Annotated in this window: 15 protein-coding genes; all 15 read left to right on the forward strand. The window is 47.4% G+C overall.

Annotated elements, in window-relative coordinates; genetic code table 11:
• The first annotated feature begins 38 nt into the window (after nucleotides 1-38).
• A complete protein-coding gene (locus tag Ga0451573_RS16030) occupies nucleotides 39-1,205 on the forward strand; it encodes a 1-deoxy-D-xylulose-5-phosphate reductoisomerase (RefSeq protein WP_269438341.1) in 1,167 nt (388 codons plus the stop codon).
• A 37-nt stretch (nucleotides 1,206-1,242) separates the two neighbouring features.
• Nucleotides 1,243-2,334: an RIP metalloprotease RseP gene (gene rseP / locus Ga0451573_RS16035; protein WP_231685164.1), complete on the forward strand. Its 1,092-nt coding sequence runs from the start codon at nucleotides 1,243-1,245 to the stop codon at nucleotides 2,332-2,334.
• 11 nt (nucleotides 2,335-2,345) lie between these two features.
• Nucleotides 2,346-3,404, forward strand: coding sequence for a flavodoxin-dependent (E)-4-hydroxy-3-methylbut-2-enyl-diphosphate synthase (gene ispG / locus Ga0451573_RS16040; RefSeq protein ID WP_231685165.1), 1,059 nt, complete (start codon nucleotides 2,346-2,348; stop codon nucleotides 3,402-3,404).
• A 77-nt stretch (nucleotides 3,405-3,481) separates the two neighbouring features.
• Entirely contained in the window at nucleotides 3,482-5,215 is a 1,734-nt protein-coding gene (locus tag Ga0451573_RS16045; RefSeq protein ID WP_231685166.1) for a proline--tRNA ligase, read from the forward strand.
• A gap of 85 nt (nucleotides 5,216-5,300) precedes the next feature.
• On the forward strand, nucleotides 5,301-5,930 hold the full coding sequence (locus Ga0451573_RS16050; protein ID WP_231685167.1) for a glycosyltransferase family 2 protein: 630 nt from the start codon (nucleotides 5,301-5,303) through the stop codon (nucleotides 5,928-5,930).
• A 24-nt stretch (nucleotides 5,931-5,954) separates the two neighbouring features.
• A complete protein-coding gene (locus Ga0451573_RS16055) occupies nucleotides 5,955-6,629 on the forward strand; it encodes an MgtC/SapB family protein (protein WP_231685168.1) in 675 nt (224 codons plus the stop codon).
• Between the two features lie 27 nt (nucleotides 6,630-6,656).
• Nucleotides 6,657-11,027, forward strand: coding sequence for a PolC-type DNA polymerase III (locus Ga0451573_RS16060; RefSeq protein ID WP_269438342.1), 4,371 nt, complete (start codon nucleotides 6,657-6,659; stop codon nucleotides 11,025-11,027).
• Nucleotides 11,028-11,078: 51 nt separating this feature from the next.
• Entirely contained in the window at nucleotides 11,079-11,897 is an 819-nt protein-coding gene (locus tag Ga0451573_RS16065) for a PP2C family protein-serine/threonine phosphatase (protein ID WP_231685169.1), read from the forward strand.
• 75 nt (nucleotides 11,898-11,972) lie between these two features.
• Nucleotides 11,973-12,866 (forward strand): ATP-binding protein, encoded by an 894-nt coding sequence (locus tag Ga0451573_RS20115; RefSeq protein ID WP_231685170.1) that lies wholly within the window; start codon nucleotides 11,973-11,975, stop codon nucleotides 12,864-12,866.
• A 30-nt stretch (nucleotides 12,867-12,896) separates the two neighbouring features.
• The gene (locus tag Ga0451573_RS16075) at nucleotides 12,897-13,217 is read left to right on the forward strand and encodes an STAS domain-containing protein (protein ID WP_231685171.1); all 321 of its coding nucleotides are present in this window, start codon (nucleotides 12,897-12,899) and stop codon (nucleotides 13,215-13,217) included.
• Between the two features lie 221 nt (nucleotides 13,218-13,438).
• Nucleotides 13,439-13,900 (forward strand): ribosome maturation factor RimP, encoded by a 462-nt coding sequence (gene rimP / locus Ga0451573_RS16080; RefSeq protein WP_231685172.1) that lies wholly within the window; start codon nucleotides 13,439-13,441, stop codon nucleotides 13,898-13,900.
• A gap of 84 nt (nucleotides 13,901-13,984) precedes the next feature.
• Nucleotides 13,985-15,640 carry a transcription termination factor NusA gene (gene nusA / locus Ga0451573_RS16085; protein ID WP_231685173.1) on the forward strand — a complete coding sequence of 552 codons (1,656 nt, stop codon included), beginning with the start codon at nucleotides 13,985-13,987 and terminating at the stop codon, nucleotides 15,638-15,640.
• A gap of 25 nt (nucleotides 15,641-15,665) precedes the next feature.
• Entirely contained in the window at nucleotides 15,666-15,941 is a 276-nt protein-coding gene (rnpM, locus tag Ga0451573_RS16090; protein WP_231685174.1) for an RNase P modulator RnpM, read from the forward strand.
• On the forward strand, nucleotides 15,934-16,239 hold the full coding sequence (locus Ga0451573_RS16095; protein WP_231685175.1) for a L7Ae/L30e/S12e/Gadd45 family ribosomal protein: 306 nt from the start codon (nucleotides 15,934-15,936) through the stop codon (nucleotides 16,237-16,239). The genes rnpM and Ga0451573_RS16095 overlap by 8 nt, the downstream gene beginning before the upstream one ends.
• Nucleotides 16,240-16,283: 44 nt before the next feature.
• Nucleotides 16,284-16,594 (forward strand): translation initiation factor IF-2 N-terminal domain-containing protein (locus Ga0451573_RS16100; protein ID WP_231685176.1); only part of this gene is annotated, 311 nt, incomplete at its 3' end.

Here is a 16,594-nt window from a genome sequence, read left to right on the forward strand (position 1 = left end):
TTGACATTATAGTATAGTATCATATAGGAGAAGATATAATGAAAAACATCGTTGTACTTGGCAGCACCGGATCTATAGGGACCCAGACGCTTGAAGTATTAGACAGGTTTCCCGACAGTTTTCAGGTAATAGGGCTGGCTGCAGGCAGCAGTTTGCAAAAGCTGGCTGCACAGGTTAATAAGTATCGCCCCAAAATTGTGAGTGTTGGGACAGATGATGATATTCCGCGATTTAGAAGCCTAATTCCGTCAGATATTGAAATTGTTTCAGGCGTTCAGGGGATGTCAGAGATAGCCCGTATGGCAGGGACAGATGTCGTGGTGACATCAATTACGGGTACTCTGGGGCTGCTGCCGACTATAGAGGCAATCAATGCCGGAAAAGATATTGCCTTGGCCAATAAGGAGACTCTGGTTGCTGCCGGGGAAATTGTGATGAAATTGGCACAACAAAAAGGTGTCAGTATTTTACCGGTAGACAGTGAGCACTCGGCGATTTTTCAGTGTCTCAATGGTGAGGAGCGTTCCCGGGTTAGCAGGATTATTCTTACTGCTTCAGGCGGGCCTTTCCGGGACTGGTCTCCCAGCCGGCTGCGAAGTGTTACTGTTGCAGATGCCCTAAAACATCCCAACTGGTCCATGGGACGCAAGATTACTGTTGATTCGGCAACAATGATGAATAAGGGACTTGAGGTAATCGAGGCCAGGTGGCTTTTTGATGTGGAACTGCAGGACATAGATGTACTGATACATCCCCAGAGTATTGTCCATTCCATGGTTGAGTTTACCGATGGATCGGTGCTGGCCCAAATGGGCTTACCTGATATGAAGCTGCCGATACAATATGCACTCACATATCCCGAAAGGCCGGAATCCGGTTTTCCCAAGCTTGACCTGGCGGCAGTTGGGCAATTGTCTTTTACAGCGCCGCGTCCAGAGATATTTTCCTGTCTCGGTTTGGCATATGAGGCTGGGAGGCAGGGGGGGACAATGCCTGCAGTCTTGAATGCCGCCAATGAAAAGGCTGTAGAGATGTTTTTAAATGGGCAGATTGGTTTTTTAGATATCCCGTTATTGATTGAAAACGTTATGGCCAATCATACACCTGTGCAGAGTCCCGGACTGGATGACATTCTTAGGAGTGATATTTGGGCTCGCGAAGAAGCTCAGTCTGCAGCCGGTAAAATGATGCTCAAGACTAAATAAATGGTAATAATAAAAATAAGATTAGAGGGTGAAAAAAATGCCGGACTGGTTAATATATATTCCATATGCGATTCTGGTTTTTGGAGTGCTTGTACTGGTTCATGAAATGGGACATTTTACGGTGGCCAAACTTGTTGGGGTTCAGGTCTATGAATTCAGTATTGGGTTTGGACCACGGCTGGTTGGATTTCGGAAAGGGGAAACAGCTTATAACCTCCGGGCTGTCCCCTTAGGCGGGTTTGTGCGTATGGCTGGAATGGATCCTGAAGAGGACCGGCGGGAGTCAGGGGATACTGAGGGTGCCGGGGAAAACAACCAGGCTGACTCGGCTGCTGCTGTGGTGGCGGCTCCTGAAAAAAGTTTTGCCAACAAGACTGTTCTCCAGAGGATGGCCATAATTGCAGCCGGGCCGGTGATGAACTTTGTCCTGGCAGTGGTACTGTTTGCCATAATTATATGGGTTTCCGGGGTTCCGGTAAACAAAATAGACCAGGTTATTCCTGACAGGCCTGCCGCAGAGGTTGGCATAAAATCGGGAGATACTATTACCAGAATTGGTGATCAGAGGGTTGGTACATGGGAGGATATACTCCAGGTTATTCACGCCAGTCCGGAAAAACAGCTGCAGATTGAAGTTCAAAGGGATCAGGAGACAAAGGTATTTGAGGTGAAACCGGAAAAAGATCCGGAGACCCAGTGGGGCTTAATAGGAATTACCCCACAGACCAGGAAACCGGGGGTTTTTGAGTCATTAAAGCAGGGTTCTGTGAAGACATATGAAATGCTTAGTCTGACTTTTGTATTTATTGGTAAAATGATTTCCAAAGAAATGCCTGTTCAGTTGAGCGGACCGGTCAGAATCACTTATGAACTGGGCAAGGCGGCCGAGATGGGATTCATTTTTCTGGTGAATATTGCCGGGTTTTTAAGTCTGCAGATAGGGCTTTTTAACCTTCTGCCGATACCTGCTCTGGATGGGAGCAGGCTGGTATTCCTGGGCTGGGAAGGAATCAGAGGGACTCCGGTAGACCAAACAAAAGAAAACTTTATCCATATGGTAGGGTTAATGTTCCTGCTCTTTATAATGGTAGTTATTACTTATCAGGACATAGTCCAGATGCTTAGTTAGGAGGCAGAACCTTGCAGAGAAGGTCAACCAGGCAGATACTAATCGGAAACGTGCCTGTCGGAGGCGGCGCTCCTATTGTGGTCCAGTCAATGACCAATACGGATACCAGGGACGCCGGGGCGACAGTTAAGCAAATTACAGGGCTGGCTGAGGCCGGCTGTGAGTTAGTCAGGGTGGCAGTACCGGATGGTGCTGCTGCCGATGCATTGCAGGAAATTACCCGGCTGAGCCCTGTGCCGGTGATAGCCGATATACATTTTGACTACAAGCTTGCCCTGAAAGCGATTGCCCACGGAGTCAGCGGACTGCGGCTCAATCCCGGCAACATTGGCGGTCCTGCCCCTGTCCGGGAAGTTGTCAGCGCAGCAAGGGAACGCCGGATTCCTATTAGGATTGGAGTTAATGCGGGTTCATTGGACAAGTCCCTCCTCGAAAAATATAGTAAGGTAACCCCTGCTGGGCTTGTTGAAAGCGCTCTGCAGCATGTGAGACTTTTAGAGGAAAACAACTTTTTTGACATCAAAATTTCCCTAAAGGCTTTTGACATTCCCCTAATGGTTGAAGCATATCAAAGAATATCAGCAGAAGTGGACTACCCGTTACATATTGGAGTAACTGAAGCAGGAACTCCCTGGGCCGGGACCATCAGGTCGGCTGTGGGAATTGGAAGCCTGCTCAGCCAAGGGATTGGGGATACTCTAAGAGTTTCCCTGACAGGTGACCCCATAGAAGAGGCCAGGGTGGGTTTTGAGATACTGAAATCCCTTGAACTGCGGCAAAGGGGGCCTGTGATAGTATCATGCCCAACCTGTGGTCGAACGGAAATCAATTTGATTGAAATTGCCCAAGAGGTTGAGAAAAAGATACAGCACATTACAAAGCCATTGAAGGTGGCCATCATGGGATGTGTGGTCAATGGTCCCGGGGAAGCCAGGGATGCGGATATAGGGATTGCCGGGGGCCGGGGCGCAGGGCTGTTATTTAAAAAAGGACAGGTAATCAGGAAGATTCCAGAAGAACGTTTGGTTGAGGAACTGTTAAAAGAAATCGGTGAAATGTCCGGTGAATAAGGATTGAGAAATGAATTATTTTTTTTGGAATAAAATCTATCCAAAAAATGGAATAATACAGAGGGAGGTTCGTTGTTATGAAGATATCTGAGATTTTTGCTCCAACCCTCAGGGAAGTACCCGCTGAGGCGGAAGTAATCAGCCATATTCTAATGTTAAGGGCAGGCATGATTAGAAAAGCCGCTTCCGGAGTATATACATTTCTTCCTTTGGGTTACCGGGTCATGAAAAAGGTAATTCAGATTGTCAGGGAAGAAATGGACAAAAAGGGTGGGCAGGAACTGATGCTCCCCATAATTCAGCCGGCCGAACTCTGGATGGAATCCGGCAGGTGGCATGTTTACGGTGACGAGCTATTTAGGCTGAAAGACCGGCATGGCAGGGATTTTGCCCTGGGACCGACTCATGAGGAAATTATTACTGATCTGGTGAAGGGTGATGTCAGGAGTTACAAACAACTGCCACTGCTGCTCTACCAGATTCAAAACAAGTACCGGGACGAACGGAGGCCCCGATTTGGTCTGATGCGCGGCAGGGAATTTATCATGAAGGACCTTTATTCCTTTGACAGGGATCAAGAGGGCCTTGATGTAAGCTACCAAAAAATGTATGATGCCTATGCGAGGATTTTTACCCGCTGCGGCCTGCAGTTCAGGCCGGTCGAGGCAGACCCCGGGGCTATCGGAGGCAGCGGGGGCACTCATGAATTTATGGTTGTTGCCGACTCAGGGGAAGCAGCAATTGTATATTGTGACACCTGTAATTATGCTGCTAATGTGGAAAAGGCCGAGGCAGTTCCGGATTCCGGGAACATAGCTGAAGAAATGAAGGAAATGCAGGAGATAAGTACACCTGGGGCCAGGACTATTGATGAAGTTACCGGGTTTCTCAAGGTTAACTCGGAAAGCCTGGTGAAAACACTTATTTACCAGACTGAGGCAGAAACCATTGCGGCCATTGTCCGGGGTGACCGGGAAATTAATGAGATTAAGCTGCAGAACCTGCTGGGGTCACTGCATCTGGAAATGGCAGATGAGCGTACTGTGCGGGAAATTACCGGGGCTGCCCCGGGGTTTGCCGGTCCTGTGGGACTAAGTGAGATACGTATCATTGCCGACAGTGAAGTTATGCAGATGAGAAATACCATCACCGGGGCTAACAAGACAGATACACACATAATCAATGTTAATCCGGGCCGGGATTTTGTGCCTGAACGGATTGCCGACATCAGGCTGGTCAAGGCAGGGGAAAAGTGCCCCAGGTGTGAGGGCATTCTTCTGGAAGCCAGGGGCATAGAGGTTGGCCAGGTCTTTAAACTGGGAACCAAATACAGTGAAGCCATGGGAGCCAGGTATCTTGATGAAAACGGCAGGGAAAAACTGATGGTTATGGGTTGCTATGGCGTGGGGGTAAGCCGCACGGTGGCAGCATCTATAGAACAAAATCATGATCAGGACGGAATTATCTGGCCTATGCCTATTGCACCTTTTCATGCCGTGGTTGTACCAGTCAGCTTTAAAGACGAACAGCAGCTTAAACTGGCGCAGCAAATCTATAACTCCCTTAATGACAGTGGTGTGGAAGCAGTAATTGATGACAGGAACGAGCGGCCGGGGGTCAAGTTCAAGGATGCCGACCTGATCGGTTTCCCACTAAGGGTCATTGTGGGAACAAAGGCGGTTGAAGAGGGCACAGTTGAGATTAAACACCGCAGAACGGGAGATGTCCGCACTGTTGCGGTCACCAATGCAGTATCAGTTATCCGGAAGATTGTATCTGACGAACTTGCTGAATCAATGCCTTCGTCTTAGGGAAACGGCCTGTGGCATAGGCAGGCATATCTAACAGGTATACGAATAATTATTAAACAGTGCACTAACGGGGGGAGGGACTGTTGTGAAAGCAGCAGTTATAATTCCGGCATATAATGAAGAGCAGACAATAGGAAAAGTTATTGAAGCCGTGAAACAGGTGCCCTTTATTGCTGAAACCATAGTTATCAGTGACGGTTCCACAGATAAAACTGCAGAAATTGCCAGGATACTGGGTGTCAAAGTGGTTACCCTGGAGCATAACCTTGGCAAGGGTGGCGCCATGATGGTGGGGGTAAACAACACAGATGCTGATGTAGTGCTGTTTCTGGATGCTGATTTGATTGGTCTTCAGCCTATGCATGTAGTTGACCTGCTCCTGCCTGTTCTTGAGGGGCGGGCTGAAATGACAGTGGGAATATTTGATCACGGCCGATTGGCTACTGATCTGGCCCAGTTTATTGCGCCGTATTTATCAGGACAGCGTGCTGTTAAGAGTCAGTTGTTCCGCCAAATATCCAATCTGGAACTGACCAGGTACGGGGTAGAAGTAGCGATGACGAGATTTGCCAAAACGGCAGGAATTTCCGTAGCCGAAGTCGAATTAAGGGATATGACACATGTTATGAAAGAAGAAAAAATGGGGGTTGTCCGGGGATTTGTGGCCAGACTTAAAATGTACTGGGAAATTGCCAGGTGTGTTACACGGGGTTAATCAGACACCGAGGGGGGAAGGCCGTTGCCGGGTACTGATGAAATACAGGTTATCATCCGAATTATAATGGCAGGGGTATTGGGAGGATTGATCGGTCTTGAGCGTGAAAGCCTGAACAAATCGGCAGGTTTCCGGACACATATCCTGGTATGTGTTGGGTCTGCTCTGATTATGGTGGTATCACTGGATCTGTATGAATTGTACAAGGGAGCGACCAACATCGACCCAGGGAGGATAGCCGCACAGGTCGTCAGCGGCATTGGCTTTTTGGGCGCTGGGACGATTATGCGCGAAGGGGCTACCGTTAAGGGTCTGACTACTGCTGCCAGCCTGTGGGTTGTTGCCGGGGTAGGTCTTGCTCTTGGCGCCGGGTTCTATTTTCCCGCACTGGTAACAACAGGAGTTGTTTTTCTGACCCTCATTTATCTTGGCAAAGTTGAAAAACTTATTGCCGGGCTGGCACATGTTGTGGTATTTATGGTTACTGCTGAGAACAGGCCGGGGCAGTTGGGCCGGGTTGGCTCCTACCTCGGTGAACGCGGTATCCTTATTCTTAATTTACAGATGAAACAGCTGAGTGATGACAAGAAAGTATTGTTTGAAATTGATACCAAGCTGCCACCTAAAACCGACCTTAATGAAATAATGTATGAGCTCGGTGATATACCGGGTGTTTATCAGGTGGAACAGGGTGAATAGAAGGACCGGATTCAGGAGGGGAAATTGTTGTCAGTATTATCACCTGAGCCAAACAAGGAACGGCTGCCGGCCGTTCTACATTTTTGCAGTTACATAGAACACTTAAACATACCTGAAGACTTGAAGCAGGCTATGAATAAGGCTAAGGTCCTCAGGGTGGAAATAAAAAAGGCCGCCAGGTCATGGCAGATTTATCTGCAGTTGGACAGACTGGTGAAAAAGAGCCACCTTGACATCCTGGCCGGAGAAATAATCAGAGAGATACCGGAAGTTAAGGGAATCGGTTTTTCGCTGAGGTACTGCATACCGGATTTAGGCCCGGCAGATATGCTCAAAGAGTACTGGGATGAGATAGTTTATTACCTGGTTTACAAGCACCCGGTATTGTCAGGGGTGCTGGCACAGGTTACCAAAAAATATCATCAGCAGACCCTAAAGTTGTTTGTCAACAGCCAGGTCGGAGCAGAATTACTTGACCAGCGCAGGGTTCCCGGTTTGATCTCAGAACTGCTCAAAGACGAATTTGGCCTTGAGGTCAGAGTGAGTGTCCACGTTTTGGAGGAGGACCGGTGTGAACAGGAGGAGTGGGTTTCCCGTCAGGAGGCCGAATATGTAAAAGAACTTATCGCGCAAAATACGGGTAACTCCAAACCACGGCAGGAAGAGTCCGGCGGCATAAGCAATGGGCAGAAACCTGCCCGGACAGGTTTTCGCAGGAAAAAGTCCGGGGCGCCTGAACCGGGCGCTTTGCTGGGAAGGGTTATTAAGGATGACCCTGTACCCATTGAATTGATAACAGAAGAAGAAAAAAGCATTGTTATCCGGGGGGGAATTTCAAGTATTGATATTCGTCCGCTGAAGAGCGGCCGGACCCTGGTTAGTTTTGATGTAACCGACCTTACCGATAGCATCACAGTAAAGTATTTTGAAGATGAAAAGGATGCCGGCAGGGTTTCCGGCACATTAAAGAAGGGAGCCTGGGTCAAGGTAAGGGGCCCGCTTCAGCACGACAAATTTTCTCAGGAACTGACCATTATGGCCTGGGATATTAATCTGGCTCAATTTGAACCCCGGTCCGACCAGGCGCCGGAGAAGAGGGTGGAACTCCACCTGCATACCAAAATGAGCGCAATGGACGGGATCACCGGTATTGGTGAAGCTGTAGCCACGGCGGCAGCTTGGGGACATCCGGCTGTGGCCATAACGGACCATGGAGTTGTTCAGGCTTATCCTGATGCCTATGAAGCCGGGAAGAAGCATGGGATAAAGATAATCTACGGAATTGAAGGCTACCTGGTGAATGACGGTGAACCGATAGTGGTCAGGTCTCACCCGGGGAACCTGCAGGAAATAGAATTTGTGGTTTTTGACCTGGAGACAACAGGTCTTTCACCAAATGTAAATGAGATTATTGAAATAGGGGCGGTTAAGCTGAAAAACGGCCTGATTACCGACCGGTTTGCCCGGTTTATCAGGCCCCGGAACGGAATCCCAGTTGAAATTCAGCGGCTTACGGGGATTCTGCCGGAAATGGTTGCTGATGCCGGCGGAATAGATGTAGTTTTACCCGAGTTTATGGAGTTTGCCGGAGATGCGGTCTTAGTGGCCCATAATGCAGGGTTTGATACCGGGTTTTTGTCGGTCAACCTGGCACACCTGAATGGCGGCATCCTGACCAACCCGGTTCTGGATACCCTGGGTCTTGCCAGGGCGCTGGTTCCAAAACTAAAGAAACATAAATTAAAAAACCTGGCTGCCGAATTCGGTGTGCCCCTTGAGAACCACCACCGGGCAGTTGATGATGCCGAAGCCACAGCAGCTATTTTTCTCAGGCTGCTGGAACAGTTACAACCCCGGGAGATTAACCGGTTGGATGAAGTAAACCGGCTGGTCAAACATATTAACCTCGATAAACTACGGACAAACCATATCCTGATTCTGGTCAAAAATGAAACCGGACTGCGCAATCTTTACGAACTTGTGACTCTTTCCCATACTAAGCACTATTACAGACATCCGCGGATACCGCGCAGTGAGCTCATTAAGAGAAGGGAAGGGCTTTTGATCGGTTCCGCCTGTGAGGCCGGAGAACTTATCAGTTCTTATCTCGATGGGGCTGACAGGGTAAAACTTGAAAGAATAGCTTCTTTTTATGATTTTCTGGAGATACAGCCATCTGGAAATAATGAATTTTTAATTCGTCAGGGACGTGTTGGCGGGATTGAATTCCTGCAGGACATGAACAGGAATATTGTAGATATTGGTTCCAGGCTTGACAAGCCGGTTGTGGCCACCTGTGATGTCCATTTTCTTGACCCTGCCGACAGCCTGTACCGGAAGGTACTGATGGCCGGACAGGGATTTGAAGATGCTGATAACCAGGCTCCGTTATACTTTCGGACTACTGATGAGATGCTGGAGGAGTTTTCTTATCTGGAGGCAGAGACAGCCAGGGAAGTTGTGATTACAAATCCCCGGCAGATAGCGGACCTGATTGAAGAAATAAAACCGATGCCTGATGACTTTTTCCCGCCCAAGATCGACGGCGCCGAAGAACAAATAAAAGGGATGACCTGGGACAGGGTGAAGTCTATTTATGGGGAAACTCTTCCTGAAATAGTGCAGAAACGGGTGGAGAAAGAACTTAATTCCATTATTAATAATGGTTTTGCAGTATTATACCTGATTGCCCATAAGCTGGTTAAAAAATCCAATGCAGATGGTTATCTGGTAGGTTCCCGGGGTTCTGTGGGGTCATCTTTTGTAGCTACCATGACCGGCATTACCGAAGTGAATCCTCTCCCACCCCACTATATCTGCCCAGACTGCAGGCATAGCGAGTTTATTACAGACGGTTCCTATGGCAGCGGGGCCGACCTTCCGGATAAGAATTGCCCAGACTGTGGGACAAAATATAAAAAAGACGGATTTGACATTCCCTTTGAGGTATTCCTCGGTTTTGAAGGAGATAAAGTTCCTGATATAGACCTCAATTTCTCCGGTGAATACCAGCCGGTCGCTTTTAAATATACTGAAGAACTATTTGGCGAAGGCCATGCCTTCCGTGCCGGCACCATAGGTACCATTGCTGAAAAGACGGCCTACGGGTTTATTCGGAAGTACCTCGATGAACGGGGATTGACCAAGAGAAAGGCAGAGACTGACCGGCTGGTGACCGGGTGCAGCGGGGTCAAGAGGACTACAGGTCAGCACCCCGGGGGCATTATGGTTATTCCCCGGGATATGAATATTCACGATTTTACTCCCCTGCAGTACCCGGCAGATGATAAAAAATCAGGTGTGCTCACAACTCACTTTGATTATCATTCAATTTCCGGAAGGATAGTTAAGCTGGATATCCTGGGCCATGACGATCCCACAGTGATTAAGATGCTGGAAGACCTTACCGGGATAGATGCTAAAACTATTCCCCTCGATGAGCCTGAAACCATGAAGATATTTTCCGCAGTGGAGGTTCTGGGGGTTACCCCTGAGCAGATAGGATCAAATGTAGGCAGTTTTGCCATCCCTGAGTTTGGTACTAAGTTTGTCAGGCAGATGCTGGAGGATACTGAGCCCAAAACATTTTCCGAACTGGTCAGGATTTCCGGTTTTTCGCACGGAACAGATGTATGGCTTAACAATGCCCAGGACCTGATCAGGGAAGGTATCTGTAAATTATCTGAGGCCATTTCCGCCCGGGATGATATTATGATTTACCTTATTCACCGGGGGTTAGAACCCAGGCGGGCGTTTAAAATTATGGAAGCGGTGCGGAAGGGCAAGGGTGTTAAGCCCGAAGATGAAGAGTATATGCGGGAATTTGATGTCCCCGAGTGGTACATAGAATCCTGTAAAAAAATCAAGTACATGTTCCCCAAGGCCCATGCTGTGGCCTATGTGATGATGGCCTACCGGATTGCGTATTTTAAGGTTCATTACCAGGAAGCATTTTATGCAACTTATTTCACTGTCAGGGCAGATGAGTTTGACGCTGATATCGTGGTCCAGGGCCCTTCTGGCATCAGACAGGAAATTCACGAGATAGAAGCTAAGGGAAATGATGCCAGTACTAAGGAAAAGAACATGCTGACAATACTGGAAGTGGCCCTGGAGATGTATGAACGCGGTATTAAGATGCTGCGGGTCAGCCTCGGGGAGTCCCAAGCCGCCAGGTTCCTGATAACGGATGAAGGAATCCTGCCGCCTTTTGCTGCCCTGCAGGGTTTGGGTGAAACTGCAGCCCGGAATATTGTCAAAGCGCGCGGTGACAAACCCTTTACATCAGTAGAGGATCTGCGGGTCAGGTCCAAGCTTAGTAAGACGGTAGTAGAAATAATGCAAAACCATGGCTGTCTTAAGGAACTGCCGGAAACTGACCAAATGGCGCTGTTCTGAGAATTGGGATTTCTTACTGTCAGGCAGCACCCTGGTTTGGAGGCGAAAAAAATGAATGACGACAAAAAAACCAGAGCACAGCTTTTAGAGGAACTTGCATTAATGCGCAGAGTTATAGAACAGTCTCAGAGGGAACTGCAGCTGGCCAATACTATCCAGGCCAGCCTGTTTCCCATCAGGCTGCCTCAGGTTAGGGGGGCAACCCTTGCTGCTACTGCCGTTTCGGCAAACGAGGTGGGAGGTGACTATTGTGACCTCCTTATCAATAAAAACAACAGGCTGGTCATAACCATTGGGGATGTTATGGGAAAGGGCGTCCCAGCAGCGCTCCTTGTGGCTATGACTTATGCCTTTGTCAGAAATTATGCTTTTGATATTGATTCTCCCGCCCAAATCGCCAACACGTTAAACCGCAGCCTTTTTCCCCAGCTTGATTTTGCACAGCAGTTTTTAACTTTCTTTTATTGTACATATAACCCCGAGAACAGAGAACTTATCTATTCGAATGCAGGTCATAACCCTCCTCTGTTGTACCGGGCAGCCACAAAAGATTGTGAGGCGCTGCCGGTAAGGGATTTCTTTATCGGAGGCCGGCTGGATGCTGAGTACAGAGAAGGCAGGACTGTGCTTAATCCGGGAGACATTGTACTGTTTTATACAGACGGGATCAAAGAAGGAAAAAATAAACAAAAAGAACAGTTCGGCCTGGAAAGGATAATAAACCTGTTGCAAGAGAACCACATTTATGATCCTGCCAGCATCCAGGAGATGATTTCGTGTGCCTTTGTGGAATTCCTCGGGGAAGAACCTCAGAGTGATGATGTTACAATGATTGTCATTAAGATTGAACGACAAATACTAAACATTTGAACAATATTTCCGATATATTTCCGATATATAGAAGGGAATTTTCGTTTTATAGAAATAATTAATGAAGGTGGTTGTGTGAAAACAGTGGCCGACAATATCGAAAAGATAAGGTGCTATCTGGATAAATCGTGGGTTCTGGGCACACTCCGGATGAGTTATGTCTGTATCTGCGAAAACAATCAAATCAGGAGTATCGGTAAAGAGGCGATACCGGACCCAATATCGAAATATCTTAATGATTGCTTTCTGAGTGATCCCGAAATAGACACGGGTCATAAAGAAATTATAGTGGATGTTGAAACTGCCAGGGTCTTTGATATATACTTCATTCGTATCAATAACAGCACCTGTTTGGTTACTGTTTTTGACCTGACTGAAGTTTTAAAAGCGGAAAGAGTTCGTGAGGAACGTGAGACCCAAATATACCGGGATGTTATCCGGGCAGTTACTCAGGGCAAGCTTTTGCTCACCAGGTCTAATGAGATTGGGCAATACCTGGATGAGACTACGTTTCACAGTGGGATGGAAATATCGCGGCCCCATGATGTATCCAAGGTACGTCATTTGGTCAGGAAGGCGCTGGAGGGTCTGCCAATGTCCAGGCAGCGTAAGGATAGGATGGTCCTCTGTGTATCAGAGGCTGCCACTAATGTAATCAAACACGTAGGAGAGGGAGAAGTCAGGATATATATTGGAAGCAGCAGTATTAGAACTGTTATCAGTGATAATGGGCCCGGTATAGATGTTTCCCGGCTTCCGCAGTTGACGTTGATGAAAGGCTTTTCAACGAAGATTTCCCTTGGCTGTGGGTTTAATATAATGCTTGATTTCCTAGACCACTTAATCATGTCAACAAGCAAGGGTACAACCCTGGTAATGGAAATGAACTGCTCTGCAGATGATGAAACAGGATACCAGGAATGTCAACATTCTAAGGGGGCAGGCTTTGCCAGGGCACAGCTTGGATGACTGACACAAAAACATTTGGGGGGTTGAAATATGTTAGAAGTAAAAACATCAAAGGAAAGCGGCCAAACCGTCATTGATCTGGTCGGTGAAATGGATATTGCCACTGTGGACCAATTTAAGATGGCTGTAGAGGAAGTCCGTGACGGAGTAACAGGTATGGTATTTAATTTGGCTGAGCTTAGTTTTGTTGATTCAACCGGTGTTGGCGGCCTGTTAAATGTGATCAAAAGCCTAAAGTATGATGATATGGATGTAAAAGTAATCAATGTTACAGCTGAAGTATATGAGGTTTTTGACCTCCTTGGCCTCCCAATGCTTTTGGGAAATGATGTTTTTTTAAGGGCTGAATAATCGCCAGATTCTTTACTTGCCAATAATTTTCAGGTATGATATACTATTCATGTCTGATTTAGGCAATTTATTAACCCAAAGTTATTCTGAGGGAGTGGGGCAACCCACTCTTTCATATTACTCTGGACAGATTGAAGAGTATAAGCCGAATATTTAGTTGGTACAATACGTATATCAAATGGTCGAAATATGGATAACTTCTTGTCGAGGAGTGAAGACCTATGAGTAAACAGCGCGTTGAAGATATTGTTTTGGAATTATCCGGACCGGTTGCCGATTCTATCGGTCTTGAACTTGTGGATGTGGAGTATGTGAAGGAAGGGGCTAGCTGGTTTCTCAGGATTTATATAGATAAACCCGAAGGTATAACCCATGATGACTGCAAGGCTGTTTCACAGCAACTGGGGGAACTTCTTGACAAAAAGGATCCTATTCCTCAGTCCTACGTCCTTGAGGTATCATCTCCCGGCGTTGAAAGGCCGTTAAAAAAACCGGCGGACTTTGTGAGGTTCAAGGGACACATGATATGTGCCACGACTTTTGCGCCTGTTGACGGTCAAAAGGAGTTTGTAGGCCGGTTGGAAGGTCTTGAGGACGGCAGTATTCTGATAAGGATTGACAACAGGCAGGTAACACTGCCCAGGGAATCAGTGGCTAAGGTTAGGCTTGAGGCCGGCTTATAACATGTAGTCTATTGGTGGATATTACTTGCGGCAACGGTGGCAGGCTGCTGACAATTGAAAATTGAGGGGGTTTGTTTAAAAAAAATGAATACTGAGTTTATGGAGGCCTTAGCGGAACTTGAAAAAGAAAAAGGCATCAGTATGGATGTGCTCCTGGAGGCGCTTGAAGCCGCCTTGATTTCTGCTTATAAGAGGAACTTTGGTTCCCTGCAGAATGTCTCAGTGGATATTAACCGGGAGACTGGGGCAATCAAGGTTTATGCCAGGAAAACGGTTGTAGAGGAAGTTGAAGATGATAGAACCGAAATATCCATTGGGGAGGCAAGACAAAAAGACCCCAGGTATGAACTGGAAGATATTGTGGAAGTTGAGGTCACTCCAAGAGACTTCGGCCGTATAGCAGCCCAGACTGCCAAACAGGTAGTTGTACAAAGGATCCGGGAAGCTGAAAGGGGAATTATTTTTGAGGAATTCTCCAGCCGGGAAGGTGATATTGTTACCGGTATTGTACAGCGTCAGGACCAGAAGAATGTCTATATAGACCTTGGAAAAACGGAAGCTACACTTGGCCCGTCCGAGCAGATTCCCGGAGAAGAGTACCGGTATGGCGATCGGATTAAAACCTATATTGTTGAAGTCAAGAAGACAACAAAAGGGCCACAGATTATGGTTTCCAGAACCCATCCGGGATTGCTGAAAAGACTCTTTGAGCTTGAAGTCCCAGAAATACATGATGGTATTGTTGAGCTGAAATCAGTTGCCCGGGAAGCCGGCGCCCGCTCAAAAATTGCGGTTTTTTCAAGGGATGAAAACGTTGACCCTGTTGGAGCCTGTGTTGGGCCTAAGGGAATGAGGGTTCAGACTATTGTCAGTGAACTTAAAGGTGAGAAAATTGATATCGTCAAATGGAATCAGGATCAGTCCAAGTATGTTGCTAATTCTCTCAGTCCGGCTAAAGTGGTTGATGTACGAATTTTTGAGGAAGATAAAGTTGCCAGGGTGGTAGTACCGGATTATCAGCTTTCCCTTGCAATAGGCAAAGAGGGTCAAAATGCCAGGCTGGCTGCCAAACTGACAGGCTGGAAAATAGACATCAAAAATGAAACTCAGATGGAAGAACTTATGCAGTCTGAGGAATATTTTGATGAGCAGGATGATGAATACATAGAGGATGAGGAATGGGTTGAGGGTGATTATTCCGATGCCGGAGAAGATGGGGACTGGGATGAGTCCGCGGAATACTCTGAGGAATACGAAGAAGAGTACGACGATGAAGATGCGGAATACTCTGAGGATTATTATGAAGAATACGATGAAGGACACGCTGCTGACAATGATCCAGGGCAGGACAGTCCACAGGACAGTAATGAAGATGAAGCCGGCTATGATGACGATACAGTAAATGACGACTTGGAAGACAGTACTGAAGGCAGTGGCGGAGAGTATGAGGCCAATGGCATCGGTGAGAACGATTACGAGGATAATGCTGAATCCGAAGAATATGATTCAGGAGACGAACCGGAAACAGAAAACGCCAGTATGGGCGATGAGGCTGAAGAGTATGGCATCAGACCTGAAGGGGATAGTCCTGAGGGAGCGCCCGATAAAGACGACAAAAAGAAGAAGAAGACCAAGAAAAAGGCCAAACCACAGCAGCAGCCCAGAGGTAAGCGTAAGAAACTGTCTCTGGAGGAACTTAGTGAGTATCTGGACGAACTGGAAGACGAGAGCGAAAAATAAACCTTTTAGATAAATCGGAGGTTGCATGGTGAAGAAAAAGAAGATTCCCATGAGGATGTGTCTCGGTTGCCAGGAAATGAGGCCCAAAAAGGAGTTAATCAGGGTTGTAAGAACCCCTGATGACCTTATTGAAATAGATGCCGGAGGTAAGCGTTCCGGGCGTGGGGCTTATATCTGTCCCACAGAAGGATGCCTGCATAAGGCGGTTAAGGGAAAACGACTGGAAAAGGCCTTTGGCCGGGCAGTACCGCCGGAAGTAGTCGAAATACTAAAAGAACGGCTGGTGAACTCCCGTGCATAAAGGATATGACCTTCTTGGGCTGGCCCAGCGGGCCGGCAAGGCTCAGTCAGGAGAAACTGCGGCTGAGGCCATGATTAAAAAAGATAAAGCCAGACTGGTGATTGTGGCTAAGGATGCATCGGAAAAGACAAAACGAAATTTTACTACAATGGCAAGTTCTCGTAAAATTAAATGGATCGAGGCTGGTGAGAAACTGCTCCTTGGTACAGCTTTGGGCAGATCTCCCAGGTCAGTGGTGGTTATTACCGATGATAATTTTGCCAGCAGATTGCATCAACTCTTCGGAGGGGAAGAGTAGGATTTCTAACCCGGTTAGAAATTCAAATAAACGGGGGTGAAAGGATGGGTAAAGTCCGTGTATATGAATTAGCAAAAGACCTTCATCTTGAAAGTAAAGAATTATTACGGAGACTTACCGGTATTGGAATAGATGTTAAGAATCATATGAGTACACTTGAAGATGAAGAAGTGGGTAAAGCCCGAAATCTGATGGGACAGGAAAAGAAAGTAACTGACTCACGTCCGGAAGGCAGGCCACAGGGCACGCATCCGGAAGGCAAGCCACAGGGCACACGTCCGGAAGGCAGGCCACAGGGCACGCATCCGGAAGGCAAGCCACAGGGCACACGTCCGGAAGGCAGGCCACAGGGCAC

The sequence above is a fragment of the Phosphitispora fastidiosa genome, from assembly GCF_019008365.1.
GTDB classification, from domain to species: domain Bacteria; phylum Bacillota; class Thermincolia; order Thermincolales; family UBA2595; genus Phosphitispora; species Phosphitispora fastidiosa.